Genomic DNA, 23,573 nt, shown 5'->3' with positions numbered 1-23,573 from the left:
CTGAAGAGGTGCGCGCTATGCGCCGGCTTCGCCCGGTGAAGCCTCGTTGGGCGTTTGCGGCTGGCCCATCTCATGGGCCATGCCGTGTTCGAACGCGCGCACCGATGTCGGACTCGCGTTGTCGCAGACGTTCTTGGCAATGACCGGCGTGGTGTTCACGAAATGACTCGGTGTGAGAGTGGAGTGCTCGTCGTGTTGTCGAGAATCTTTGCGGCTCATCCGCAAAAGGAGTCGGACTGTAAATAGTGTTTACTGGAACGTCAACCCCTTGCCGCCAGCACCGTCCCCCGACTCTCCCCGAATCCGATGCGCGCATGGCCCGGCTTCTCGCACCAGCCGCGCAGCAGCACCGCGTCGCCGTCTTCCAGGAAGCCGCGCTGCTCGCCGTTGGCCAGGGTCACCGGGCTTTGACCAGCGCGCGTCAGCTCGATGATCGCGCCGGCCTCGCCCTCGCCTGGGCCGGAGATCGTGCCGCTGCCGAACAGGTCGCCGGGGTTCAGGCTGCACCCGCCCATGGTGTGGTGCGTCACCATCTGCGCGACGGTCCAGTACTGGTGCCTGAAGCTGGTCGATGAAAGCCGTGACGGTCCGGTCTTTTCCTTGCGGGCCTTCTCGCTTTCGAGCCACACCTCCAGCCGGATGTCGATCGCGCCGCTGTCGCGGTTGGCCGCATGCTCCAGGTAGGCCAGCGGCTGGGGCTCGTCCGATGGGCGTGTCCATGCCTGCCGGTAGGGTGCGAGCGCTTCCATGGTCACGATCCACGGCGAGATGGTGGTGGCGAAGTTCTTTGCGAGGAAAGGCCCGAGCGGCGCCATCTCCCAGAACTGGATGTCGCGCGCCGACCAGTCGTTGAGCAGGCAGATGCCGAAGATGTGTTCCTCCGCGCGTTCGAGCGGGATCGCATCGCCCTGCGCGTTGCCCTTGCCGATCCACACGCCGAGCTCCAGCTCGTAGTCGAGCCGCGCGCAGGCCTGGTAGGTGGGCGCCTTCGCGCCCGGGGTCATGGCCTGTCCCATCGGGCGGTGGAAGCGCTGGCCGCTCACGCCGATGGTCGACACGCGCCCGTGGTACGCGATCGGAATCCAGCGGAAGTTGGGCGTCACGTCGCCATCGGGATTCATCAGGCGGCTGATGTTCAGCGCGTGGTCGATCGAGGTGTAGAAGTCGGTGTAGTCGCCGATGCGTGCGGGCACGGTGTACTCGACGTCGGCCTGCGGCACGAGGCATTCGCGCACGGCCTGCACCGCCGCGACGGGCGAGTCGTTCTTCAGCAGGTCGAAGAGCGCGTGGCGCAGCGCCTGCCATGCGCCGTGGCCGAGTGCGAAGAGGTCGTTGAGCGCCGGCAGCGCGGCTGCGTTCGCGGCGTCGAGCGCGAGGCCGTCGAGCTGCTGCTTCGTGACCAGCGCGGCCAGGTCCAGAACCCGGTCGCCGATCGCGACACCGCCGCGGAATGCCTCGGCGCTCCCGGCGCGGCGGAACACCGCATGGGGCAGGTTCTGGATCGGGAAGTTGCTGTCCGGCGCATTGGCCGATTCGACCCAGCTGCGCGCGTGAGTGTCGTGCGTGTGGTTGAGTGCGATGCTCATGAAGCCGCCCTCACGCCGAGGCCATCAGCGCGTCGTCGAAGATCGCGACCGCGCGCGTCCAGCCGGCCGACGCGCCGCGGATCTTGTGCGGGAAGCAGCTGATGTAGAAGCCCGTGGGCGGCAGGGACTCCAGGTTGTGCAGCTTCTCGATGTGGCAGTAGCCGATGTCGCGGCCGGCCTTGTGGCCTTCCCAGATCAGCGAGGCGTCATGCGTCTCGCCGTACTTCTTCGCGGTGTGCACGAAGGGTGCGTCCCAGCTCCATGCGTCGGTGCCCGTGAGGCGCACGCCGCGCTCCAGCAGGTACATCGTCGCCTCGTAGCCCATGCCCGCGCCGGCCGATACGTAGTCGGGGTTGCCGTAGCGGGAGCCGGCGCGGGTGTTGACCACCACGATCTCCAGCGGGCTCAGCGTGTGGCCGATGCGCTTGAGTTCGGCCTCGACGTCCGCGGCGGTCACCACGTAGCCATCGGCGAAGTGGCGGAAGTCGAGCTTCACCCCGGGCTGGAAGCACCACTCGAGCGGCACGTCGTGGATGGCGATGGCGGGCTTCTTCTCGCCCAGCGCCTTGTCCATGGTCGAGTGGAAGTGATAGGGCGCGTCGAGGTGGGTGCCGTTGTGCGTCGACAGCTGCACCAGTTCCACCGCCCAGCCCTCGCCGTCGGGCAGGTCTTCCTTCTTCAGGCCGGGAAAGAAGGGCTCGATCTGCTCGTAGGTCTGCTCGTGCGTGAAGTACTGGATCTTCGGCGCGAAGGCGGGCGGGTCCGAAAGCACGTCGTTTTCGAGAAAGATCGAGAGGTCGACGAATTTGCGTGGCATGGGGGCTCCTTTTGTGGGTGTGTGAATGCCGGGGCAGGACGCAGGGGGCGCGAAGGCTTCGCGAAGAGCGCAAAAAATCCAAAAGAAAAATTCAAAGGGAATCCCGGTCTTCCTTTCGCGCCCTCCGCGTCCGGAAGCTCGGAGTTCCCGCTCCTAAGGCCGCTGCCACCGCAGCAACCGCCGTTCTGCAAAGGCCAGCAGCGCATTGCTGGCGAAGCCGATCAGCCCCAGCAGCACGATGCCGGCGAACAGGTCGCTCGCACGGAAGGCGCGCGCGGCCAGCAGGATGGCCTGGCCCAGGCCGCTTTGCGAGGCGATCATTTCGCCCACCACCGCGACGATCAGCGCGATGGTCAGCGCGAGCCGCATGCCCGCGAGGATGTCTGGCATCGCGTTGGGCAGGCCCATCTTCCAGATGTACGCCGCGCGCGACATCTGCAGGCAGCGCGCCACTTCCGAAAGGCGTGGCTCCACCGCTGCGAAGCCGTGCACCGTGGCCAGCAGCACCGGCCACATCGCACCGAAGGCGACCACGAAAAGCACCATGCCCGGGTTCAGCCCGAAGATGGAGATGGCCAGCGGCAGCAGCGCGGAGGCGGGCAGGGGGCGGATGAACTCGAGCGTGGGCTGCACCCATGCGCGCACCGACGGCGACACGCCGATGGCCGCGCCGAGCAGCACGCCGAAGAGCGAAGCCAGCAGCCAGCCTTCGATCATCCGGCCCACCGTGGCCCGCGTGAAGCCGAGCAGCTCGCCGCTGCCATTGCCGCTTCCCGAGAGATTCAGCCCTTCGAGCAGGCTCGCGAAGGTGGCCTGCGGGGTCGGCAGGAACACGCGGCTCACCCAGCCGGCGTTGCTCGCGATCCACCACAGCGCGACGAGCACGAGCAGCACGCCCAGCGAGCCGACCCTGTAGAGGCCGATGCGGCTGTCGCTCATGACAGCACCCCCATGCGCCGCGACACCGCGCGCTGCAGCATCAGCATGCTGGCGTTGACCACGAAGCCCACGATGCCGATCCAGCCCAGCCAGGCCAGCATCAGCGCCGGGTCGAAGCTCTGCTGCGCGATCATCATCGCGTAGCCCATGCCGTTGGGGTTGGCCGCGATCTCCACCGTCACCGCCACCACCAGCGCGACCGCCACGCCCAGGCGCAGCGCGACGAACAGGCGCGGCACGATGGCCGGCAGCACGATCTTGAAGGCACGCTCGCGCGCCGAAAGCCCCAGCACGCGGCTGACCTCGAGCAGGCGCGGCTCCACCTGCTGCACCGCCGCCTGCACCAGCACCAGCAGCGGCCAGAAGGTGGCGAACGCGACGATGGCCAGCTCCATGCGCACGCCGAATCCGAAGCCCAGCATTGCCAGCGGAATCAGCGCGACCGAAGGCACGGGCCGAAGCACTTCGATGGAGACCGAGCCGAGCTGCGCCGCGCGGCGCGAGAGCCCGAGCACCACGCCCAGCGCGATGCCGAGCATTGCGCCCAGCAGCAGGCCGAGCGCGGCGGTGCCGAGCGTGAAGCCGGTGGCCGTCCAGAGCGAGCCGTCCATGGCGGCGCCGGCGAAAGCCTTCGCCGCGGCGGTGGGCGGCGCGAGCGCGTCGCTGCCGAGAGCCGCCGCGCGCCGCGCATACCACTCGAAGGCGCCGACGAGCACCACGGGAAACACCCACGGCCGCAGCCAGCGCAAGAGGCGGCTCTCAGTCATGGCCCTGCTCGATGAAAGCGAAGAGCTCGCGGCGCAGGTGCAGGTATTCCGGATGCTCCTTGGTCGAGAGCTGGTCGCGCGGGCGCGGAATCTTCACGTCGATCATCCGCGCGAGGCTGGGCCGGCCCGGCCCCGGGTTGGCCTGCAGCGCGATCACGCGGTCGCCGAGGTAGATGGCTTCCTCCAGGTCGTGCGTGACGAAGAGCACGGTGAGCCCGTCCTCGCGCACCAGCCGCGCGAGCTCGTCCTGCAGGCTCTGGCGCGTGAGCGCGTCGAGCGCGCCGAAGGGCTCGTCCATCATCATCAGTTCGGGCCTCTGCGCGAGGCAGCGGGCGATCTGCGCGCGCTGCTGCATGCCGCCCGACAGCTGCACCGGGAACTTGTGCGCGTGCTTCGCGAGACCGACCTTGCCGAGCACGTCGGCGATGCGCGGTGCGCGCTGCGCGGCAGGCACGCCGGCCGCTTCCAGCGCAAGGCTCACGTTGCCTTCCACCGTGCGCCAGGGCAGCAGGGCGCGGCCGTAGTCCTGGAACACGAAGGCCACTTCGCGCGAGGGCTCAGTCATCTTCACGCCGTTGCGCCGCACCTCGCCCGCGCTGGCCGTGACCAGTCCGCTGGCCGCGCGCAGCAGCGTGGTCTTGCCGCAGCCGCTGGGGCCGACGATGCAGACGAACTCGCCGCGCGCCACGTCGAAGGATGTCGGCGAAAGGATCTCGCGCCCGCCGAGGCGGATGGTCACGCCGTCGAAGCGCAGGAAGGGCACGGCCTGCGCCGCGGTGCCGGCCGGCGCGTGGAAGGCGCCCGGCTGCAACGCAGCGCGCGCGGTGAGCGGGGCAGGCGTTGCGATCACTTCGCCACCAGCTTCGCGACGTCGATGTTCGTCTTGAGCATCTCCTGCTCCTTCATCAGCCCGGTCCAGTAGGAAAGCTGCTTGTCGGTCACCACGGGGCCGGGCGGCGAGACCTGCACCTTGGCGAGCACGTCGGGCGGCAGCTTGATGTACTTGCCGATGGATGCGCGCACCTTGGCGTCGTTCTTCGGCTGCTGCATGAACGCGGCGGCTTCCACCAGCGCCTCGCGGAAGGCGCGCGCCGCCGCCGGGTTCTTCGCCACCCACTCGCGCTTGGCAGCGTGCACGATCGTCTGGTTGTTCTCGGGCAGGAAGGTCGAGTAATACGAGGCCACGTAGCCGGCGCCACTCTCCGTGATGCGGCTCATGAACGGATCGGCCGACACCACCGCGTCGACCGAACCGCCGCGCAGCAGGTCGGCATGCTGCGGGAACGCGGCTTCGACGAAGTTGACCTTGCGGTAATCCACGCCGCTGTCCTTCAGCCATGCGCGGAAGGTCACGTGCAGGAAGGCGCCCAGGCCGGGCACGCCGATCTTCTTGCCCACGCAGTCCTGCGCGCTCTTGATGCCCGAGCCCGCGCGCGCCACCAGGCCGAAGCCGGTGATGGTCTTCGAGGTGAGGCCGCCGCCGGCCACGAGCACCAGGTCGAGGCCGCCGTCCACCGCCTGCAGGAACACCGAGGGCGTGGGCCCGCCGATCTGCAGCGAATCGGACTGCAGCGCCGCCGGGATGGTCGAGTTCAGCGGAATGAACTTCAGCTCCACGTCGAGGCTTCGCTTCTTGAAGTAGCCCTCCTCGGCGGCCACGAACACCGATGCGAAGTCGGTCACGGCCGTGTAGCCGAACACGATCTTCGTGGTGGACTGTGCGCGCGAAGGCAGCGCTGCGGCAGCCGACGCCGCGGCGAGCGCCGACAGCAGGGTGCGTCGTTTCATCATGTCTTCTGTCTCCTGGGTATGGTTTTCCTCTGCGACGGCTTGGCGGCCTTCGGACGCGGCAGCGCCGCACGCAGTCCGCCGACGATGAAGTTCACCAGCATCGGGGCCACCGCCGGGTCGGCGCGCGTGTTCTCGCCGCGCGAGAGCCGTTCGATGCGGCTGTCGTTCAGGTGGTGCAGCAGCGAACCCAGCGCGAACTGGTAGCCCCAGGCGGCCTGGCTGCGCGTGGCGTGCGGCATCGCGAGGTGCAGCGCGTCGATGTAGGCCTCGGCCAGCGGGTCGAAGTAGGCGCGCAGCACGCGGTCGGCTTCCTCGGTGGCGTGGTAGAGCTCGCGCGCCACCAGCAGCGCGTAGTACTCGCCCTCGGCGCTCGCGCGCAGCGCCAGCACGGGCGCGGTGAAGGCGTCGATGATGCGCGGCAGCGTGCGCGCGTCGTCGGGGTCGATGTCCACCTCGGCCAGGCCCGCCAGCCGGGCCTCGATGGAGTGTCCCCAGTGCTCGAAGATCGCGTGGAAGAGTTCGTGCTTCTGGCCGTAGTAGTAGCCCACCAGCGCCAGCGGCACGCCGGCCTCCTCGGCGATCTGGCGGATCGTCACCACGTGGTAGCCGTGCTGCGAAAAGAGCTTCTCGGCCGCCAGCAGGATCGCCTGCTTGCGGTCGGGCCGTGCAGTCTCGATGGCGACTGCGGCGGCGGCCTGTGCCGGTGCGCGCGAGACCTGGCGCTTTGCGGTGGGTGTGCGGGTGCTCATCGGGGGCGTATTGAACGCTTGTACAAAAACATTGAACACGCGTACAAACCCTGAGGTCAACCCTCATTGAGCACGGTCGTTCGCGGCGCTACGCTCGTGCAATGCCCGCTCCCAACATCCCCCAGATCCGCCTCTACCAGGACTGGCTGCGCGAGACGCGCGGCCTCGCATTCGACAGCTACGACGCCCTCTGGCGCTGGTCCGTCACCGAGCTCGACGCCTTCTGGCAGAGCATCTGGGACTACGCCCGCATCGAATCGCCCACGCCGCACACCGCGGTGCTCGCCGAATCGCGCATGCCCGGTGCACGCTGGTTCCCCGGCGCACAGGTCAACTACGCACGCGAGGTGCTGCGCCACGTCGATGCGGCCCATGCGGCAGGCATGCCCGCCATCGTGAGCGACAACGAACTGGGACAGGTGCGCGAGATGTCCTGGCCCGAGATGCGCCGGCAGGTGGCTTCGGTGGCGCTCACGCTGAAGTCGCTGGGCGTGAAGCGCGGCGACCGCGTCGCGGCCTACATGCCCAACGTGCCCGAGACCATGGTGGCCTTTCTCGCATGCTCCAGCATCGGCGCGATCTGGAGCGTGTGTGCGCCCGACATGGGCACGGCCGCCGTGGCCGACCGCTTCAGGCAGATCGAGCCGAAGGTGCTGATCGCCGTCGACGGCGTGCACTACGGCGGCAAGCCGCTGGACCGCAGCGCGGTGCTTCGGGAGCTGCGCGGCCAGCTGCCCAGCGTGCAGAAGCTGCTGCTCGTGAAGTCGCCCTATGCAGCCGATGCTGTGCTGCACGATGTCGAATGGACGCAGGCCATCGCGCGCGACGACGCCGAGGTCGCCGCCTTCGAGCCCGAGTGGCTGCCGTTCGACCACCCGATCTGGATCGTCTATTCGAGCGGTACCACCGGCCTGCCCAAGCCCATCGTGCACGGGCAGGGCGGCATCATCCTCACGATGCACGCCTGCGGGCTGCACAACGACGTGGGGGCGAGCTACGGCGCCAACAACTTCGGCGAGCGCTACCACTGGTTCAGCTCCACCGGCTGGGTCATGTGGAACTCGCAGCTGTCGGGCATGGCCTTCGGCGCCACCATCTGCATCTACGACGGCAATCCGGCGGGCAGCAAGGAGAAGCCCGACTGGGGCGTGCTGTGGCGCTTCGTGGCGCGCCACAAGGTCACCTTCTTCGGCGCGGGCGCGGCCTATTTCACCAACTGCATGAAGGCCGGGCTCGTCGCGAAGGAGTGCGGCGATCTCTCGCGCGTGCGTGCCCTGGGCAGCACCGGCTCGCCGCTGCCCGAGGAAGTGCAGCGCTGGGGCTCGAGGCAGATCCTCGATGCGGGCTCGAAGGAGGTGTGGTGGTGCAACATCTCCGGCGGCACCGATTTCTGCGGCGCCTTCGTCGGCGGCAACCGCGACCTGCCCGAGGTGCCCGGACAAATGCAGTGCCGCGAGCTTGGCCATTCGGTCGAGGCCTGGAACGAGCAGGGGCAGCCTGTGATCGGCGAGGTCGGCGAGTTGGTCTGCACCAAGGCCATTCCGTCGATGCCGCTGTATTTCTGGGGTGACGAGGGCAACGCGCGCTACGTGTCGAGCTACTTCGACACCTACCCCGGGGTCTGGCGCCACGGCGACTGGATCAGGATCGGCGAGGACGGCGGCTGCATCATCTACGGCCGCAGCGACGCCACCATCAACCGCCAGGGCCTGCGCATGGGCACCAGCGAGATCTACAGCGCCGTCGAGGGCCTGCCCGAGGTGCTCGACTCGATGGTGGTCGACCTCGAATACCTGGGCCGCGACAGCTACATGCCGCTGTTCGTGGTGCTGCGCCCCGGCGTGGCGCTCGACGATGCCATGCGCGCGAAGATCGACAGCGCCATCAAGACATCGCTGTCGCCGCGCTTCGTGCCCAACGATATCTTCCAGGTGGCCGAGATACCGCGCACGCTCTCGGGCAAGAAGCAGGAGCTGCCGATCAAGAAGCTGCTGCTGGGCCAGCCGATCGAAAAGGTTGTCAACCGTGAAGCAATGGCGAACCCCGGGAGTCTCGATTGGTACGTGGCCTTCGCCGCGCAGCGTGCCTCCGCATAATGCGTCGGATGAAAAGACGCACCAGCCTCCTCATGTTCTCCGCCATCGCGGGCGCCTCGCTGCTGAGCGCCTGCGCAGTGCCCTCGTCGCCGGCAGCCGGCGGCACCGCGCAGCTGCGCGTGACCGGCACGGTCACCTACCGCGAACGCATCGCGCTCGACCCTGCAGCCGACATCGTGGTGCAGCTGCTCGACGTATCGCTCATGGATGCGCCTTCGAAGGTGCTCGCCGAGCAGCGCATCAAGGCGAATGGCAAACAGGTGCCCTTCGCCTACGAGCTGAAGGTGGACGCCGCGCGCATCGATCCGCGCATGCGCTATGCGGTGTCGGCGCGCATCACGCGCGGCGAGCAGCTCCTCTTCATCAACGACACGCAGTACCCGGTGCTCACGCAGGGCGGCGCCACCAGCGCCGACCTCGTGCTGGTGCGCATCGCCCAGGCGCCGCGCTAGGCGCCTCAGGACATCACCAGCTCGTAGAGCACCATGCGCGTCTGCCGGCCGCGCAGCTCGATCTGCTCCTCGATGCGCCGCGTATGCAGCCGGCCTTCGAGGCCGGCGTAGGTGGTCTCGGACATCAGCGCCAGCGTGCCCAGCTGCTTGTTGATGCCCTCGATGCGGCTCGCCACGTTGATCGCATCGCCGAACGCGGTGTATGAGAGCCGGTCGTTCGAGCCCAGCACCCCGGCGATCACCGTGCCCGTGTGGATGCCCATGCGGGTGCGGAACTCGGGCAGGCCGCGTTCGGCCCACCTGCGGTTGAGCTCGTCCATCTCCACGTGCAGTTCGAGCGCGGCCAGGCAGGCCTTGTATTCCGCGTCCTTCAGGTCCGAAGGGGCGCCCCACAGCACCATGATGCCGTCGCCGATGAACTTGTCGACCACGCCGCCGTGCCGCGCGAACACGCCGGTCGCGAGGTTGAAGTATTCGGTAAGCATGCCCACCAGCACGTCGGCGTCCAGCGATTCCGAGATCGAGGTGAAGCCCTCCACGTCGGTGAACATCACCGTCACGCGCCGCGGCGAACCTGAAGGACCGAGCGCGTGGCCTTCGTCGATCAACTGGTTGATGATGTCCACCGGCACGAACTTGCTGAAGGCCTTGAGGCTGCGCGCCGAGTCGTCGAGTGCCTGGTCGAGGTGCTGGATCTCGAGCACGCGGCTCGGCTCGCGCGGCAGGTTGTCGAGCTCCAGCAGGCCGATTCGCCGTGCGATGTGCGAGAGGTTCTCCACCGGCGCGGTCACCAGCTTCGAGAGCTTCAGCGACATGAACAGCGCGACCGCGAGAAAGGCCACCGCCAGCCCCAGGCTCCACAGCACCGCGCGATGCAGGTCGCCGAGCAGCATGTCCTCGGGCACCCAGCTCACGAGCTGCCAGCCGGTGCTCGGAATGCGCGATGTCTGCACGAGGTAGCGGCGGCCTTCGTAGGTGAAGGAGAACGCGGTGTCGTTGCCGCCGCCCGCGGTGCCGGCCGTCACCATGTGCGCATGCAGTGCGCCGAGCACGCCGCTGGGCGGCTCCAGCTTGTGCAGCACGCCGGGCAGGTCGCTGCGCGCGAGCACGTTGAAGTCGGCGCTCAGCAGTGCGCTGTCGCCGTAGCCGTCGCTGCTGAACTGGCGCACGAACTCCGAGAGCCGCCCGAGCGACACGTCGCCCGCGACCACCAGCGCCTGCGGGCTGTTGTCCGGATAACGGCGCTGGCTCGGCAGCGCGTAGGTCACGCCGAGCTCCTGCGCCGCGGCGAACACGTAGGGCTGCGTCCAGACCGGCCCGCCCGCCTTGCGTGCTTGCAGGAACCAGCCGCGCTGCGTCGGGTTGTAGTCGGTGCGCCGGGAGGCGATGTGCTGCGTGGCGTAGCGCTGCTGGGCGTCGGCCTCGGCGTCCAGCGGCAGCTTGTATTGCCAGGTCTCGGTGGTGAAGCCGTCGCCGAGCTCGATGTGGCGCATGGCCGGCACCGGGTAGCGCAGGGCCATCAGCATCCGGCCCTTCTCGTTGCTCACGTAGATGCTGTCGAGCTCGGGCGACTGCTGCAGCAGCGTCCAGAGCAGCTCCGCCGTTCGTTCCGATTGCTCGCCCGCCGGCTGCAGGCTGGGGGCGGTGCCCACCGCGTTGATGACCGACTCCGCCTTGTGCAGGAAGGCCAGCACCTTGTCTTCGGTACGGTCGTGGTTGGACTTGTGCGCCGACACGCCGATGCGCGAGACCAGCCTCTGCGAGCCCCAGTAGCCCAGCGACACCAGCAGCAGCGACTGCGCCAGCGCCACTGCGCTCACGATGGTGCCCACGTCGACCCTGAAGCGCCGCGAGCGCCCCGCGGGTGTGACGAGCGCGGCCGCGGGCGGCGACGCGCCCCTGGCGGATTCGATCGACGGCTTTCCCGTCGCTTCCGGATTCCCGGACGAGTTCTTGTTCATACAGCTCCCTGGCGACCACTCGACGCACCCGCAGCACCGAGGCTGCGGGCCGGCTTCCGCCAGGCCCATGGCCCCGATCGTGGTGCCGGAGTCCGTGGCTGCGCGGAAACGGCCGTGATTTTCGCTCCACTTCGGCCTGCCGCGCGGGACTGCCCAGTCCCAGGATGGCACGGCCCTGTATAGACCGGTGCAGGAGAACTGCCGGGAAAGCTGCAGGAGGAGGGCGCGTCAGCGCGCGTCGTGGAAGATGATGCCCAGCGTGTGCCGGCGTCCCGACCGCACGCGGCTCACACCGTGGCGCATCGTCACGCGATAGCTGCCGCGCGTGCCGGCCATGGGCCTCTGGTTGACCGCGAAGATCACCGCCTCGCCCTGCGTGAGCGACACCACCTCCGCGCGCGACTGCATGCGCGGGCGCTGCTCGGTCAGCACGAACTCGCCGCCGGCGAAGTCGCGCCCCGGCTCGCTCAGCAGCACCGTGAGCTGCAGCGGGAACTGCAGGTCGCCGTACAGGTCCTGGTGCAGGCAGTTGTAGTCGCCTTCGCCGTAGCGCAGCAGCAGCGGGGTGGGGCGCTCCTGGCCTGCCGCATGGCAGCGCGCGAGGTAGGCATCGTGCTGCGCCGGATAGTCGGCAGGCTGGCCCATCGCCGCCGCCCAGGCGTTGGCCAGCGGTGCGAGGCGCTCGTAAAGCGCGCTGCGCCAGGCTGCCAGCTTCGGCGGCAGCGGATAGGCGAAGTACTGGTACTCGCCCTGGCCGAAGCCGTGGCGCTGCATCACCACGCGGCTGCGGAAATGGCGGGGCCGGTCGTACATGGCCACGAGTGCCGCGCATTCGGTCGGGGTGAAGAGCGCGGTGCCGGTGGCGGCGCAGCCGCGCGCGGCGATGTCGGCTTCGATGCGGGGCCAGTCGAGCTGTTCGACCAGGGAGGCGGGAGTTGCTGTCATGCCTGCAGTGTTGCCGCTTCCGCGCATCACGGCTCGCCGTTTCCGGACGCGGCTTTTCGCACCGGCTGGCATCGCGGGCTTTGCAGGGCAGGGCGCCGGCAGGCGCCGGTTTTGAGCGATCATCCCCCCATGGCAAGACAAAAAACCGCTGCGCGCGACAGCTCTCCGGAGCAACTGGTGCAGGGCCGACCGGTGGCCGTGCTCGGGCGCGGCATGGCGCTGGTCAAGGTCGGCAAGACACCGCGTCCGCAGGTGCGGCCCGAGGACAACACCACCGTGCTCATGAAGAAGGCGGCCCGTGCGCTGGGCAAGCCGGGCATCGACAGGTCGGTGGTCTTCCGCGGGCCCAACGCGGCCAAGGTGTATGCGTACTCGGCCTATCCGCCCGACCCGAGCAAGATCGTGCGCGAGGCGGCCGACGGCACCAAGGTGATCGGCCGCATGGTCGACGGCAGGTTCCGCGCGAGCAAGGCGTGAGCAGCCGGCCGCCGAAGCTCGAGAAGCTGCTGGAGCAGACCCAGGGCCCGCGTCCGGTGGCCTTCGTGCTGGCCGGCCACAACGGCTCCGGCAAATCGACGCTCTGGTATTCGCGCCTGGCGCCCTCGCTGCGCCTGCCGCTGGTCAACGCCGACCGGATGATGATGTCCATCCTGCCCGACGCCGACCCTTCCACCGGACACATCCCGCCGTGGGCCCAGCGCCTGCGCGACGACGACGAGCGCTGGCAGATCCTCTCGCAGAAGGGCGTGCGCGCCTTCAAGAGCCTGGTGATGGACCAGCGCATGCCCTTCGCCTTCGAGACCGTGTTCTCGCACTGGAAGCCGCTGCCCGGCGGCGGCCACGAGTCGAAGGCCGACGACATCCGCGCGATGCAGGAGGCGGGCTACTTCGTCGTGCTGCTCTTCGTGGGGCTGGTGTCGGTGGACATGTCGGTCTTCCGCGTGAGCACGCGCAAGCAGCAGGGCGGTCACGACGTGGACCGCAGGAAGCTCATCGAGCGTTTTCCCCGCACGCAGGCGGCAGTCGGCCACGCTGCGCAGATCGCCAACATGACGCTGATGTTCGACAACAGCCGATCGCAGAAGGACGCCTTCTCGCTGGTGCGCGCGCAGGCGAAGAAGTCGGTGCTGTTCGACGCGCGCGATCCGCAGTTCGACGTCGATCCGGAACTGCGTGCCGTCTGCGACCCATGGCTGGAGAAGGTCGCAGGGCCGTTCAGGCCGCAGCGCGTCTCGCAGCCGAAGAAGGCGTCGCCCCCGGCTGCCGCGCCTGCTCCAGCAGCCAGTCGCTGAAGAACTTCAAGAGCGGCCGCTGGTCGGCACGCTCGGGCGTCACGAGGTAGTAGTTGCGCTCGCCCGAGAGCGGCCGCGCGCAGGCCACCACCAGCTCGCCGCGCGCGAGTTCGTCGGCCACCAGCATCGTCGGCATCAGCGCCACGCCGAGCCCGTGCGAGGCTGCCGCGGCCAGGATGGAGAAGAGCTCGTAGCGCGGGCCTCCGCGCGCGTTGGGTGCGTCCACGCGCTGCGCATCGAACCACTGGCGCCAGCCGTCGGGGCGCGTGCTCTGCTGCAGCAGCGGCATCTTGGCGATGGCGGCAGGCGTCACGGCCTTGCCGCGCGGCAGCAGCGCGGGGCTGCACACCGGCACCACGTCCTCGTGCATCAGCAGCAGCGCGCGCGTGCCGGCCCAGTTCTCGACCTGCGCGGGCGTGCCGGCATAGAGCGCGGCGTCGAACTCCGCGTCGGCGAAGAGAAAGGGGCGGGTGCGCGTCTCGATGTGCACCACCACGTCGGGCTGCAGCGCCGCGAAGCCTTTCAGGCGCGGCATCAGCCAGCGGGTGGCGAAGGTGGGCACGGCCGCCAGCGAGAGCGAGCCGCCTTCGCCCTGGTGCGCCATGGCGTCGAGCGTGTCGCGCTCCATCGCTTCGAGCCGCTTGCTGATCTGCCGCGCATAGGCCGCGCCGCTGGCCGTGAGCGCCACGCCGTGCCGCGTGCGGCGAAAGAGCGCCACGCCCAGGAAGCCTTCGAGCGTGCCGATCTGGCGCGACACCGCGCTCTGTGTGAGGGCGAGTTCCTGCGCGGCGCGCGTGTAGCTCTCGTGGCGCGCGGCGGCGTCGAAGCACACCAGGGTCTGCAGGGGAGGGATCTTGCGGCGCATGTATGCCTCGGCTGTATGTATGGACTCGACGGCTCGTCAATGGAGGAGTCGCCCGAACATCTTGCAAGACATTCTACGAACGCATATCTGGGTGCGGAATCCTCGTTTGCGTCATGGCCGGTGCGTGGCTAGCATCGCCTGATTCCCCTCTTTTCCTTTTCCTCCCCCTTTTCCGGAGACAGCCACATGGCCGCCAAAGCGCAATTCCACTGGGACGACCCCCTTCTTCTCGACCAGCAGCTGACCGATGAAGAACGCATGATCCGCGACGCGGCCAATGCCTACTGCCAGGAGCGCCTGGCTCCCCGCGTGCTCGAAGGCTTCCGCACCGGCGAGACCGATCCGGCCATCTTCCGCGAGATGGGCGCCCTCGGCCTGCTGGGCCCGACCATCCCCGAGCAGTACGGCGGCCCCGGCCTCAACTACGTGGCCTACGGCCTGATCGCCCGCGAAGTCGAGCGCGTCGACTCGGGCTACCGCTCGATGGCCAGCGTGCAGAGCTCGCTGGTGATGGTGCCGATCTTCGAATTCGGCTCCGAGGCGCAGAAGCAGAAGTTCCTGCCCAAGCTCGCCACCGGCGAATGGATCGGCTGCTTCGGCCTGACCGAGCCCGACCACGGCTCCGACCCCGGCAGCATGGCCACGCGCGCCAAGAAGGTTCCCGGCGGCTACTCGCTCACCGGCTCCAAGATGTGGATCAGCAACTCGCCCATCGCCGACGTGTTCGTGGTGTGGGCCAAGGAAGTCAGCGAGAGCGGCGCCGTCGGCCCGATCCGCGGCTTCGTGCTCGAGAAGGGCATGAAGGGCCTGAGCGCCCCCGCCATCCACGGCAAGGTCGGCCTGCGCGCCAGCATCACCGGCGAGATCGTGATGGACGGCGTGTTCTGCCCCGAGGAGAACGCCTTCCCCGAAGTGCAGGGCCTGAAGGGTCCCTTCACCTGCCTCAACAGCGCCCGCTACGGCATCTCGTGGGGCGCGCTCGGCGCCGCCGAAGACTGCTGGCACCGCGCCCGCCAGTACACGCTGGACCGCAAGCAGTTCGGCCGCCCGCTGGCCGCCAACCAGCTCATCCAGAAGAAGCTGGCCGACATGCAGACCGAGATCACGCTGGGCCTGCAGGGCAGCCTGCGCCTGGGCCGCATGAAGGACGAAGGCATCGCCGCGGTCGAGATCACCTCGATCATGAAGCGCAACAACTGCGGCAAGGCGCTCGACATCGCCCGCATGGCGCGCGACATGATGGGCGGCAACGGCATCAGCGACGAGTTCGGCGTGGCCCGCCACCTGGTGAACCTCGAAGTGGTCAATACCTACGAAGGCACGCACGACATCCACGCGCTCATCCTGGGCCGTGCCATCACCGGCATCGCAGCTTTCGCCAACTGAGCCGCATGACCAAGCCCGCAGCACTCGACGGCATCAAGGTCCTCGATCTGTCCCGCGTGCTCGCGGGCCCGTGGTGCACGCAGATCCTTGCGGACCTGGGCGCCGACGTCGTCAAGATCGAGCGCCCCGGCGTCGGGGACGACACGCGCACCTGGGGCCCGCCCTTCGTCAAGGACGCGAACGGCAACGACACCGACCAGGCCAGCTACTTCACCGCCTGCAACCGCAACAAGCGCTCGGTCACGGTCGACATGGCCACGCCCGACGGGCAGGCGCTTCTGAAGCAGATGGCGGCGCAGGCCGACATCGTGGTGGAGAACTTCAAGACCGGCGGCCTCAGGCAGTACGGCCTCGACCATGAAAGCCTGCGCGCGGCCAACCCGCGCCTCATCTACTGCAGCGTGACCGGCTTCGGCCACGACGGCCCGTACGCCGAGCGCGCGGGCTACGACCTGATGATCCAGGCCATGACCGGCATGATGAGCATCACCGGCCGCCCTGACGACGTGCCCGGCGGCGGCCCGCTGCGCGTGGGCGTGGCGCTGACCGACCTGTTCACCGGCGTCTACGCCAGCACCGCCATCCTGGCCGCGCTGCAGGTGCGCGAGCGCACCGGCGAGGGCCAGCACATCGACATGGCGCTGCTCGACGTGGGCATGGCCATCCTCGCCAACCAGGCGAGCGCCTTCCTCAACACCGGCAAGGCGCCCGGGCGCCAGGGCAACACGCACCCGAGCCTGGCGCCCTATCAGGACTTCCCGACGCAAGACGGCGCGATGCTGCTGGCCATCGGCAACAACGGCCAGTTCGCGCGCTTCTGCGAGGCCGGCGGCCACCCCGAGTGGGCGACCGACGCGCGCTTCGCCACCAACACGCTGCGCGTGAAGCACCGCGGCGTGCTGATCCCGATGATGGAAGAGCTCACGCGCACCCGCACCACCGCCGCGTGGGTCACGCTGCTCGAGGACAAGGCCGTGCCCTGCGGCCCGATCAACGACATCGCGCAGGCCTTCGACGACGCGCAGGTCAAGGCGCGGGGCCTCGCGGTCACGCTGCCGCGCGATGCGGGCGACGGCATCGCCAGCATCACCGGCGTGGCGAGCCCGCTGCGCCTCTCGGCCACGCCGCCCGTGCTGCGCCATGCACCGCCGGCGCTGGGCCAGCACACGCAGGAGGTGCTGGCGGAGATGGGCATCGACACGGCCCGCTTCGAGGCCTTGCGGTCGGCCGGCGTGGTCTGAAGACGAAAGAGAAAAGAAGGAAGAGGCCATGGTCAGCCCGATGCCCATGCCCGCTTTCTCGGTACTGCGCATCGACCACGTCGTGCTGCGCGTGAAGGATGCCGAGCGTTCCATCGCCTTCTATCGCGGCGTGCTGGGCTGCGCCGTCGAGAAGCGCCGCGACGACCTGGGGCTCGTGCACCTGCGCGCGGGCACCAGCCTGATCGACCTCGTCACGCACGACGGCCCGCTGGGCCGGCAGGGCGGGGCGCTCGCCGGTGCGGAAGGCCGCAACGTCGATCACGTCTGCCTGCGCATCGAGCCCTTCGACGAAGCCGTCATCCGCACGCTGATGGCCGAGCATGGCGTCGCGGTGAACGGCGAGGTGCAGAACAACTTCGGCGCGGAGGGCAACGGGCCCTCGATCTACGTCGCCGACCCCGACGGCAACACCGTCGAGCTCAAGGGCCCGGCGGCCTGAGCCTTCCTTCTTCCTGATTCCCTCCGTCCGGAGATTTGTACGCCACTGTGTCTGCATGGCGCTGCGGACACACGGGCATGCAAATCGGCAGGTGGTTCGACACATCGTGGATACAGCCCGTCGATGTAATTCCTGCATCGCTTCCGACGCACATCGCACGAAGCGACGGGGCCTTCGACAACCGGGCCTCATTCCGAATCACCTTCCATCCAAGGAACCACCATGACCGACAAGCAAGTCCTCTACACCGGCAAGACCCACACCACCGGCGGCCGCCTCGGCGCATCGCGCAGCAGCGACGGCCACCTGGACATCCAGCTCTCGCCCCCCGGCGGCAACGGCACCGGCACCAACCCCGAGCAGCTGTTCGCAGCGGGCTGGTCGGCGTGCTTCATCGGCGCGATGGGCAAGGCCGCGGGCACGCTGAAGGTCAAGCTGCCGGCCGACCTGTCGGTGGATGCCGAGGTCGACCTCGTGCTCGAAGAGAGCCAGTACTTCCTGCAGGCACGCCTGAACGTGAGCCTGCCCGGCCTGGACCGCGAGACCGCGCGCGCCGTGGTCGACACCGCGCACCAGACCTGCCCCTACTCGAAGCTCACGCGCGGCAACATCGACGTGGAGCTCAACCTGGTCTGAGCGGGCCGCCGGCCGTATCGACGACGCGGGCTCGCGGCTGCTCGACAGCCCCGGGCCCGTTCAGCCCGCGCGCCCGATGGTCGCCACGCCGAAGACCACGACGCCCAGCGCAAGGTTCACCGTCACCAGCTTGCGCACCGTGTTCAGCCGCGCGGCAGCCACCGGCCAGGCGCTTTCATCCACCGCGCGGCGCATCGCCCTGAACACCGAGGCGCGGATGTAGGTGTAGATGGCGGCCATCACGATCGCGATGCTCATCATGGCCTCGATGCGCCAGTGCAGGCCGCGGAAGCCGCCGCCGGCAAGGATCATCGCCACGCCGGTCGCGAAGAGCAGCGTGACGGAAGCATCCACGCCGACGAAGAAGCGCCTGAGCGTCGCGGCCATCATGCGCAGGCGCTGCGGCGGCTGTTCGAGCGTGGCGACGGCCGAGGGGCGCACGGCGAAGTGCATGGTCGCCATGCCGCCGACCCAGAAGGCGGCGCACAGCAGGTGGACGAAGAGGGCGGTGACGTAGAGCATGTTGGGCCCGATCAGAACACCGAAGGGCCCCGGCGCGCAAACGAAGCCCTTCATCGTCATTCGGAAGGCTTGGTCTCCGCGAAGCGCCGCATGTCCGCCACCACCTGCCGCAGCAGCTCCGACGCGGCGGGCGAGAGCATGCGTCCGTGGCGCGACACGATGTGCGAGCGGCCCTGCGACAGCAGCGGGTTCTTCATCGGCAGTTCCACCAGATCGGGGTTGCTCGCGTTCGGCGTGAGCGAGATGCGCGTGCCCAGCGCATAGCCCAGGCCCGCCGAGACGAAATGCCCCAGCGCGCTGAACGAGGTGGTGGTCAGCAGCGAGGGCAGGCGCACGCCCTCGCTGATCTCGGCGGCCTCGATGTGCTGGCGCACGCCGAAGTTGCGGTGCAGCGTGGCGCCCGGGTGGGGCTGCAGGTCGGCGAGCGTCAGCGGCCGGTCGAGCTGCGCCAGCGGGTGCGAGCGCAGCACCATGGCCTGGATCGGCTGCGGGTGCGACTGGTGCGAGGTCAGCCGATCGTCCTTGGGCGGCTGGAACAGCAGGCCGACGTGGGCGCGCTCCTCCACCACCCGCTGCACGATCTCGTCGGTGCTGGCCACGTCGAGGTCGATGGTGATCTTCGGGTGCGAGGTCATGAAGTCGCGCAGGCTGTGGCGCATGAGCCAGTCCACGTAGCCCTCGCCGGCCACGATGTCGATGTGGCCGCGCTCGATCTTGCGGATGCTGTCGAGCTGCGCCATCAGGTGCTGCTTCTGGCTGTTCTGGCGGCGCACGTAGCCGGCCAGCATCTGGCCCGCGTCCGTGGGCACCACGCCGCGACCGTGGCGCTCCAGCAGCGGCAGGCCGCACTCCTGTTCGAGGATGCCGATGGCGCGGCTCACGGCCGAGGGGTCCATGTCGAGCACCTCGGCGGCGCCGCGCACGGAGCCGCTCTCCAGCACCTGCATGAAGTAGCGCACGCGGCGCGTGTCGAGCCTGTCGTCCATGGCCTTCGTCTCCTGAGTGTTGCATTCAATGCAACGAATATCCCGATTCGCGGCCATTGATGCAAGAGGCAGGCGATCCGAAACTTCCCGGCAGCCCGCAGCCGCCGCTGCGCCACACGATGCCCCAACCGATGACATCCGCTGCTTCCACCCCCACTTCGCTCGCTCCCGGCGCTTCGTCGTCGGCTTCCGGAAAACTCCGGCTCGCGCTCGTCACCCTGGCCGTCGTGGCGGCGGCCGAGCTCATCGGCCCGGTGCAGTTCAGCGTCGGCCCGGGCAAGGTGGCGCTGCTGCCGATGCTGTGGGCGCTGCTGATCGCGGCCGCGTGGGGCATCGCGCATCGCCGCGTGCCGGGCGTGGTGCGGGTGGCGACGGCCGAGCAGTCCTTCGCGGGCGGCCTGCTGAACGCGGGCCTGCTGCTGTTCGTGGTGAAGCTGGGCCTCACGGTCGGCGCCGCGCTGCCGCAGGTGAAGGAGGCCGGCTGGGCGCTGCTGTTCCAGGAGTTCGGCCATGCGCTCGGCACCCTGGCGCTGGGCCTGCCGCTGGCGCTGCTGCTGGGCATCAAGCGCGAGGCGGTGGGCGCCACCTTCTCTGTGGGCCGCGAGGGCAACCTCGTGATCATCGGCGAGAAGTACGGCATGGCCTCGCCCGAGGGCCGCGGCGTGCTGGCCGAATACATCACCGGCACCGTGCTGGGCGCGCTCTTCATCGCGGTGCTGGCGGGCTTCGTCGCCAGCCTGCACATCTTCGATCCGCGCTCGCTGGCCATGGGCGCCGGCGTGGGCTCCGGCAGCCTGATGGCGGCGGCGCTGGGCGCCATCGCGGCGCAGCAGCCGGCCGAGATGCTGCCGCAGCTCACCGCCATCGCCGCCGCGTCGAACCTGCTGACGACGGTGGTGGGCTTCTATTTCACGCTGTTCCTGTCGCTGCCGCTGTGCTCGTGGCTCTACGGCAAGCTGGAGCCGGTTCTGGGCCGCTTCTCGAAGCGCGGCGCGCAGGACGCCGGCACGGGCGCCGTGTCGCAGGTCAGCGTCGGCCACGGCGGGGCGCTGCCGCTGCGCGACACGCTCATCGCCTGGGCGGTGGTCAGCGGCGGCGTGCTCATCGGCAACTCGCTGACCTACAAGGTGCCGGTGCTGGTGTCGCTCGAAGGCCTGGCGGCTGTCGCGTTGATCGCGCTGATCGTCGAGGGCATCAAGCGCCTGGTGCCGCGCCTGCCGATGGTGCTGGTGCTGTCGGTGGTGGCCACGGTGGCCGGCATCCCGGGGCTGTTCCCGTTCTCCGACGCGCTGATCGCGATCACCGCCAAGCTCAACTTCCTGGCCTTCACCACGCCGGTGCTCGCGCTGGCCGGCTTCTCGGTTGCGAAGGACATGCCGGTGTTCCGCCAGCTGGGCTGGCGCATCGTGGTGGTGTCGCTCACCGCCACGGCCGGCACCTTCCTCGGCGCCACCGTGATTGCCGAATTCTTCCATTGACCCCGTCCCACGAGAGATCAACACCATGTACCGCGACCCCGAAATCGCCGAAGACACCCGTGCCCGCATGCTGGCCTGGCGCCGCGACATCCACGCCAATCCCGAGACCGCCTTCGAGGAGCACCGCACCGCCAACGTCGTCGCCAACGCGCTGATGCTGATGGGCCTGCCCGTGCACCGCGGCCTGGCCGGCACCGGCGTGGTCGGCACGCTGAAGAACGGCGAGGGCCCGAGCATCGCGCTGCGCGCCGACCTCGACGCGCTCAACATGCAGGAGCTCGGCACGCAGCCGCACGCCTCCAAGTGCGCCGGCAAGATGCACGCCTGCGGCCACGACGGCCACACCGCGATGCTGCTGGGCGCGGCCGAGCATCTCTCGCGCCACAAGCCCTTCAAGGGCACGGTGCACTTCGTGTTCCAGCCCGCCGAGGAGAACGAAGGCGGCGGCCGCGTGATGGTGGACGAGGGCCTGTTCGAGCAGTTCCCGGCCGATGCCGTCTACGGCATGCACAACTTCCCCGGCCTGCCGCGCGGCCAGTTCGCGATCCGCAAGGGCACGATGACGGCGTTTCTCGACACCTTCGAGATCGTCGTCACCGGCAAGGGCAGCCACGGCGCCATGCCCGAGACCGGCATCGACTCGGTGGTGGTCTCGGCGCAGCTCGTCAACGCATTGCAGACCATCGTGAGCCGCCGCACCGGCGCGACCGACTCGGCCGTGGTGAGCGTCACGCAGATCCATGGCGGCGACACTTGGAACGTGATCCCCGAGACCGTGGTGCTGCGCGGCACCGTGCGCACGCTCGATCCGGAGATCCAGGACAAGACCCAGGCCGCCATGCAGCAGATCTGCGACGGCGTGGCCGCCACGCACGGTGCGAAGGTGGCGCTCGACTACCGCCGCGGCTACCCCGGCGTGGTCAACACGCCCGCCGAGACCGACGCCGCCATCGCCGCGGCTGCCAGCCTGGTGGAGCTTGCCCAGGTGCACACCGACATCCCGCCCGCCATGGGCTCGGAAGACTTCGCCTTCATGCTGCAGAAGCGCCCCGGCGCCTACATCGGCATCGGCGCGGGCGAGGGCCCGAACGATCCGAACGTGCACAACCCGTACTACGACTTCAACGACAACATCCTGCCGCTGGGCGCCGCCTACTGGGTGGCACTGGTCAGGCAGCAGCTTCCCGCATCGGCAGATGAGGGCATGATGCGCTGATGCTCTCCGCCTTCGACATCTTCAAGATCGGCATCGGCCCCTCCAGCTCGCACACCGTGGGGCCGATGCGCGCGGCGCTGATGTTCGCGCAGTCGCTCGAGCGGCGCGGCCTGCTCGCGCAGGTGGCGCGGCTGCAGGTCGACCTGTTCGGCTCGCTCGGCGCCACCGGCCACGGGCACGCGACCGACCAGGGGGTGATCCTCGGCCTCTTCGGCGACGCGCCCGACACCGTGCGGCCCGAGACCGTGCAGCCCCGGCTGGAGGCGCTGCGCCGCACCGGTCGTCTCGAGCTGCTGGGCTCCACGTCCATCGACTTCGACCGCGTGAGAGACATCGCCTTCAAGGGCGAGGAGTCGCTGCCCGAACATCCCAACGCGATGCGCTTCACCGCCTTCGCGGCCGATGGCGCCACGCTGGCCGAGGGCACGTACTTCTCGGTCGGCGGCGGTTTCGTGGTCGAGGGCGGGCAGGCCGTGGCGCAGACTGTGGCTGCGGCGGCCGCCGTGCCGCATCCCTTCGCCACCGGGGACGAGCTGATGGCGCAGTGCCGCGAGAACGGCCTCTCCGTGGCCGCGCTCGTCATGCGCAACGAATGCACGTGGCGTCCCGAAGCCGAAGTGCGCGCGGGGCTGCTGCGCGTCTGGCAGGTGATGCAGCAGTGCGTGCAGCGCGGCTTCGGCATCGACAACCCGCTGGCCGCGCAATCGCTGCCCGGCCCGCTGCGCATGCGCCGCCGCGCGCCGGAGCTGCACCGCGAACTGCTCGCGCAGGCCGGAGCCGCCGATCCGCTCGCGGCGATGGACTGGGTCAACGCCTTCGCGATGGCGGTGAACGAGGAGAACGCCGCCGGCGGCCGCGTGGTCACCGCGCCCACCAACGGCGCGGCCGGCGTGGTGCCCGCCGTGATGCACTACTACCAGCGCTTCGTGCCGCAGGCGAACGACGAGGGCATCGTCGACTTCCTGCTCACCGCCGCGGCCATCGGCATGCTCTACAAGACCAATGCCTCGATCTCGGGCGCCGAGGTCGGCTGCCAGGGCGAGGTGGGCGTGGCCTGCTCGATGGCGGCCGGTGCGCTGGCAGCGGTGCTCGGCGCCACGCCGGCGCAGGTCGAGAACGCGGCCGAGATCGGCATGGAGCACAACCTCGGACTCACCTGCGACCCGGTCGGCGGCATGGTGCAGATTCCCTGCGTGGAGCGCAACGCGATGGGCGCGGTGAAGGCCATCAACGCGGCGCGCATGGCGCTGCGCGGCGACGGCAGCCACTACGTGTCGCTCGACGCGGTGATCCGCACCATGAAGCAGACCGGCGAGGACATGAAGGCGACCTACAAGGAGACCTCGCTCGGCGGCCTCGCGGTGAACGTGGTGGAGTGCTGAGCGCCC

The 23,573-nt window shown here is 69.2% G+C and carries 24 protein-coding genes; 11 read left to right on the top strand and 13 right to left on the bottom strand.

Annotated features, from left to right (window positions below; genetic code table 11):
• Positions 1 to 15: 15 nt before the first annotated feature.
• The 8 genes from FHY06_RS18190 to FHY06_RS18155 form a co-directional block, all read right to left on the bottom strand.
• Entirely contained in the window at positions 16 to 159 is a 144-nt protein-coding gene (locus FHY06_RS18190; RefSeq protein ID WP_165940920.1) for a hypothetical protein, read from the bottom strand.
• Between the two features lie 101 nt (positions 160 to 260).
• Complete coding sequence (gene fahA / locus FHY06_RS18185; protein ID WP_184605960.1) at positions 261 to 1,586, bottom strand: fumarylacetoacetase; 1,326 nt, start codon at positions 1,584 to 1,586, stop codon at positions 261 to 263.
• Between the two features lie 10 nt (positions 1,587 to 1,596).
• Positions 1,597 to 2,403: a cyclase family protein gene (locus FHY06_RS18180; RefSeq protein ID WP_019653539.1), complete on the bottom strand. Its 807-nt coding sequence runs from the start codon at positions 2,401 to 2,403 to the stop codon at positions 1,597 to 1,599.
• A 153-nt stretch (positions 2,404 to 2,556) separates the two neighbouring features.
• A complete protein-coding gene (locus FHY06_RS18175) occupies positions 2,557 to 3,342 on the bottom strand; it encodes an ABC transporter permease (protein ID WP_019653538.1) in 786 nt (261 codons plus the stop codon).
• Positions 3,339 to 4,109 carry an ABC transporter permease gene (locus FHY06_RS18170; protein WP_019653537.1) on the bottom strand — a complete coding sequence of 257 codons (771 nt, stop codon included), beginning with the start codon at positions 4,107 to 4,109 and terminating at the stop codon, positions 3,339 to 3,341. Before FHY06_RS18170 ends, FHY06_RS18175 begins: the two co-directional genes overlap by 4 nt.
• Complete coding sequence (locus FHY06_RS18165) at positions 4,102 to 4,959, bottom strand: ABC transporter ATP-binding protein (RefSeq protein ID WP_311733707.1); 858 nt, start codon at positions 4,957 to 4,959, stop codon at positions 4,102 to 4,104. Before FHY06_RS18165 ends, FHY06_RS18170 begins: the two co-directional genes overlap by 8 nt.
• Positions 4,956 to 5,900, bottom strand: coding sequence for an ABC transporter substrate-binding protein (locus FHY06_RS18160; protein WP_019653535.1), 945 nt, complete (start codon positions 5,898 to 5,900; stop codon positions 4,956 to 4,958). The genes FHY06_RS18165 and FHY06_RS18160 overlap by 4 nt, the downstream gene beginning before the upstream one ends.
• Complete coding sequence (locus FHY06_RS18155) at positions 5,897 to 6,649, bottom strand: TetR/AcrR family transcriptional regulator (protein ID WP_184605959.1); 753 nt, start codon at positions 6,647 to 6,649, stop codon at positions 5,897 to 5,899. Before FHY06_RS18155 ends, FHY06_RS18160 begins: the two co-directional genes overlap by 4 nt.
• Before the next feature lie 101 nt (positions 6,650 to 6,750).
• Between FHY06_RS18155 and FHY06_RS18150 the strand changes: the two genes are divergently transcribed.
• Both FHY06_RS18150 and FHY06_RS18145 read left to right on the top strand, forming a co-directional pair.
• Positions 6,751 to 8,745, top strand: a complete 1,995-nt coding sequence (locus tag FHY06_RS18150; protein ID WP_184605958.1) for an acetoacetate--CoA ligase — start codon at positions 6,751 to 6,753, stop codon at positions 8,743 to 8,745.
• Positions 8,746 to 8,753: 8 nt separating this feature from the next.
• Positions 8,754 to 9,197, top strand: a complete 444-nt coding sequence (locus FHY06_RS18145; RefSeq protein ID WP_019653532.1) for a YbaY family lipoprotein — start codon at positions 8,754 to 8,756, stop codon at positions 9,195 to 9,197.
• A gap of 5 nt (positions 9,198 to 9,202) precedes the next feature.
• Here the strand turns inward: FHY06_RS18145 and FHY06_RS18140 are convergent, their stop codons facing one another.
• Together FHY06_RS18140 and FHY06_RS18135 are read right to left on the bottom strand one after the other, a co-directional pair.
• Positions 9,203 to 11,158, bottom strand: a complete 1,956-nt coding sequence (locus tag FHY06_RS18140; protein WP_019653531.1) for an adenylate/guanylate cyclase domain-containing protein — start codon at positions 11,156 to 11,158, stop codon at positions 9,203 to 9,205.
• A gap of 228 nt (positions 11,159 to 11,386) precedes the next feature.
• Positions 11,387 to 12,103, bottom strand: coding sequence for a 2OG-Fe(II) oxygenase (locus FHY06_RS18135; protein ID WP_184605957.1), 717 nt, complete (start codon positions 12,101 to 12,103; stop codon positions 11,387 to 11,389).
• 129 nt (positions 12,104 to 12,232) lie between these two features.
• Between FHY06_RS18135 and FHY06_RS18130 the strand changes: the two genes are divergently transcribed.
• Both FHY06_RS18130 and FHY06_RS18125 read left to right on the top strand, forming a co-directional pair.
• Positions 12,233 to 12,580, top strand: a complete 348-nt coding sequence (locus FHY06_RS18130; protein ID WP_019653529.1) for a hypothetical protein — start codon at positions 12,233 to 12,235, stop codon at positions 12,578 to 12,580.
• The gene (locus tag FHY06_RS18125; RefSeq protein WP_019653528.1) at positions 12,577 to 13,395 is read left to right on the top strand and encodes a zeta toxin family protein; all 819 of its coding nucleotides are present in this window, start codon (positions 12,577 to 12,579) and stop codon (positions 13,393 to 13,395) included. The genes FHY06_RS18130 and FHY06_RS18125 overlap by 4 nt, the downstream gene beginning before the upstream one ends.
• Here the strand turns inward: FHY06_RS18125 and FHY06_RS18120 are convergent.
• Positions 13,319 to 14,260 (bottom strand): LysR substrate-binding domain-containing protein, encoded by a 942-nt coding sequence (locus FHY06_RS18120; protein WP_145759414.1) that lies wholly within the window; start codon positions 14,258 to 14,260, stop codon positions 13,319 to 13,321. The two genes, FHY06_RS18125 and FHY06_RS18120, sit on opposite strands and share 77 nt — an antisense overlap.
• 186 nt (positions 14,261 to 14,446) lie before the next feature.
• Here FHY06_RS18120 and FHY06_RS18115 point away from each other — a divergent pair, with 186 nt between their 5' ends.
• The 4 genes from FHY06_RS18115 to FHY06_RS18100 all read left to right on the top strand — a co-directional run bounded on the left by FHY06_RS18115 (position 14,447) and on the right by FHY06_RS18100 (position 17,983).
• Positions 14,447 to 15,646 carry an acyl-CoA dehydrogenase gene (locus FHY06_RS18115; protein ID WP_145759413.1) on the top strand — a complete coding sequence of 400 codons (1,200 nt, stop codon included), beginning with the start codon at positions 14,447 to 14,449 and terminating at the stop codon, positions 15,644 to 15,646.
• Positions 15,647 to 15,651: 5 nt separating this feature from the next.
• Positions 15,652 to 16,887, top strand: a complete 1,236-nt coding sequence (locus FHY06_RS18110; RefSeq protein WP_132756042.1) for a CaiB/BaiF CoA transferase family protein — start codon at positions 15,652 to 15,654, stop codon at positions 16,885 to 16,887.
• Between the two features lie 28 nt (positions 16,888 to 16,915).
• The gene (locus FHY06_RS18105; protein ID WP_020722997.1) at positions 16,916 to 17,347 is read left to right on the top strand and encodes a VOC family protein; all 432 of its coding nucleotides are present in this window, start codon (positions 16,916 to 16,918) and stop codon (positions 17,345 to 17,347) included.
• Between the two features lie 222 nt (positions 17,348 to 17,569).
• Positions 17,570 to 17,983, top strand: a complete 414-nt coding sequence (locus FHY06_RS18100) for an organic hydroperoxide resistance protein (RefSeq protein WP_184605956.1) — start codon at positions 17,570 to 17,572, stop codon at positions 17,981 to 17,983.
• A 60-nt stretch (positions 17,984 to 18,043) separates the two neighbouring features.
• Here the strand turns inward: FHY06_RS18100 and FHY06_RS18095 are convergent, their stop codons facing one another.
• Positions 18,044 to 18,559 carry a CopD family protein gene (locus tag FHY06_RS18095; RefSeq protein WP_260310506.1) on the bottom strand — a complete coding sequence of 172 codons (516 nt, stop codon included), beginning with the start codon at positions 18,557 to 18,559 and terminating at the stop codon, positions 18,044 to 18,046.
• Positions 18,560 to 18,561: 2 nt separating this feature from the next.
• Positions 18,562 to 19,491: a LysR family transcriptional regulator gene (locus FHY06_RS18090; protein WP_019653520.1), complete on the bottom strand. Its 930-nt coding sequence runs from the start codon at positions 19,489 to 19,491 to the stop codon at positions 18,562 to 18,564.
• A gap of 131 nt (positions 19,492 to 19,622) precedes the next feature.
• On the opposite strand from FHY06_RS18090, the gene FHY06_RS18085 reads away from it, so the two are divergent.
• Genes FHY06_RS18085 through FHY06_RS18075 form a run of 3 tightly spaced genes read left to right on the top strand, consistent with a single transcriptional unit; the run spans position 19,623 to position 23,567 of the window.
• Positions 19,623 to 20,969, top strand: coding sequence for a DUF3100 domain-containing protein (locus tag FHY06_RS18085; RefSeq protein WP_184605955.1), 1,347 nt, complete (start codon positions 19,623 to 19,625; stop codon positions 20,967 to 20,969).
• Positions 20,970 to 20,994: 25 nt separating this feature from the next.
• On the top strand, positions 20,995 to 22,185 hold the full coding sequence (locus FHY06_RS18080; RefSeq protein WP_184605954.1) for a M20 aminoacylase family protein: 1,191 nt from the start codon (positions 20,995 to 20,997) through the stop codon (positions 22,183 to 22,185).
• Positions 22,182 to 23,567, top strand: a complete 1,386-nt coding sequence (locus FHY06_RS18075; protein WP_184606177.1) for an L-serine ammonia-lyase — start codon at positions 22,182 to 22,184, stop codon at positions 23,565 to 23,567. The genes FHY06_RS18080 and FHY06_RS18075 overlap by 4 nt, the downstream gene beginning before the upstream one ends.
• Positions 23,568 to 23,573: the final 6 nt, after the last annotated feature.

Origin of the sequence: Variovorax atrisoli, from assembly GCF_014195185.1 — a bacterium.
GTDB lineage: Bacteria > Pseudomonadota > Gammaproteobacteria > Burkholderiales > Burkholderiaceae_C > Variovorax > Variovorax atrisoli.
Note: the sequence above shows the minus strand (reverse complement) of the source record. Positions and strands in the feature narration are given on the sequence as shown.

Bases quoted from the DNA above. Each gene is read 5' to 3' on its own strand.
- fahA (WP_184605960.1), bottom strand. From the start codon at position 1,586: ATGAGCATCGCACTCAACCACACGCACGACACTCACGCGCGCAGCTGG.
- FHY06_RS18180 (WP_019653539.1), bottom strand. From the start codon at position 2,403: ATGCCACGCAAATTCGTCGACCTCTCGATCTTTCTCGAAAACGACGTG.
- FHY06_RS18175 (WP_019653538.1), bottom strand. From the start codon at position 3,342: ATGAGCGACAGCCGCATCGGCCTCTACAGGGTCGGCTCGCTGGGCGTG.
- FHY06_RS18170 (WP_019653537.1), bottom strand. From the start codon at position 4,109: ATGACTGAGAGCCGCCTCTTGCGCTGGCTGCGGCCGTGGGTGTTTCCC.
- FHY06_RS18160 (WP_019653535.1), bottom strand. From the start codon at position 5,900: ATGATGAAACGACGCACCCTGCTGTCGGCGCTCGCCGCGGCGTCGGCT.
- FHY06_RS18155 (WP_184605959.1), bottom strand. From the start codon at position 6,649: ATGAGCACCCGCACACCCACCGCAAAGCGCCAGGTCTCGCGCGCACCG.
- FHY06_RS18150 (WP_184605958.1), top strand. From the start codon at position 6,751: ATGCCCGCTCCCAACATCCCCCAGATCCGCCTCTACCAGGACTGGCTG.
- FHY06_RS18145 (WP_019653532.1), top strand. From the start codon at position 8,754: ATGAAAAGACGCACCAGCCTCCTCATGTTCTCCGCCATCGCGGGCGCC.
- FHY06_RS18140 (WP_019653531.1), bottom strand. From the start codon at position 11,158: ATGAACAAGAACTCGTCCGGGAATCCGGAAGCGACGGGAAAGCCGTCG.
- FHY06_RS18135 (WP_184605957.1), bottom strand. From the start codon at position 12,103: ATGACAGCAACTCCCGCCTCCCTGGTCGAACAGCTCGACTGGCCCCGC.
- FHY06_RS18130 (WP_019653529.1), top strand. From the start codon at position 12,233: ATGGCAAGACAAAAAACCGCTGCGCGCGACAGCTCTCCGGAGCAACTG.
- FHY06_RS18120 (WP_145759414.1), bottom strand. From the start codon at position 14,260: ATGCGCCGCAAGATCCCTCCCCTGCAGACCCTGGTGTGCTTCGACGCC.
- FHY06_RS18115 (WP_145759413.1), top strand. From the start codon at position 14,447: ATGGCCGCCAAAGCGCAATTCCACTGGGACGACCCCCTTCTTCTCGAC.
- FHY06_RS18110 (WP_132756042.1), top strand. From the start codon at position 15,652: ATGACCAAGCCCGCAGCACTCGACGGCATCAAGGTCCTCGATCTGTCC.
- FHY06_RS18105 (WP_020722997.1), top strand. From the start codon at position 16,916: ATGGTCAGCCCGATGCCCATGCCCGCTTTCTCGGTACTGCGCATCGAC.
- FHY06_RS18100 (WP_184605956.1), top strand. From the start codon at position 17,570: ATGACCGACAAGCAAGTCCTCTACACCGGCAAGACCCACACCACCGGC.
- FHY06_RS18095 (WP_260310506.1), bottom strand. From the start codon at position 18,559: ATGAAGGGCTTCGTTTGCGCGCCGGGGCCCTTCGGTGTTCTGATCGGG.
- FHY06_RS18090 (WP_019653520.1), bottom strand. From the start codon at position 19,491: ATGGACGACAGGCTCGACACGCGCCGCGTGCGCTACTTCATGCAGGTG.
- FHY06_RS18085 (WP_184605955.1), top strand. From the start codon at position 19,623: ATGACATCCGCTGCTTCCACCCCCACTTCGCTCGCTCCCGGCGCTTCG.
- FHY06_RS18080 (WP_184605954.1), top strand. From the start codon at position 20,995: ATGTACCGCGACCCCGAAATCGCCGAAGACACCCGTGCCCGCATGCTG.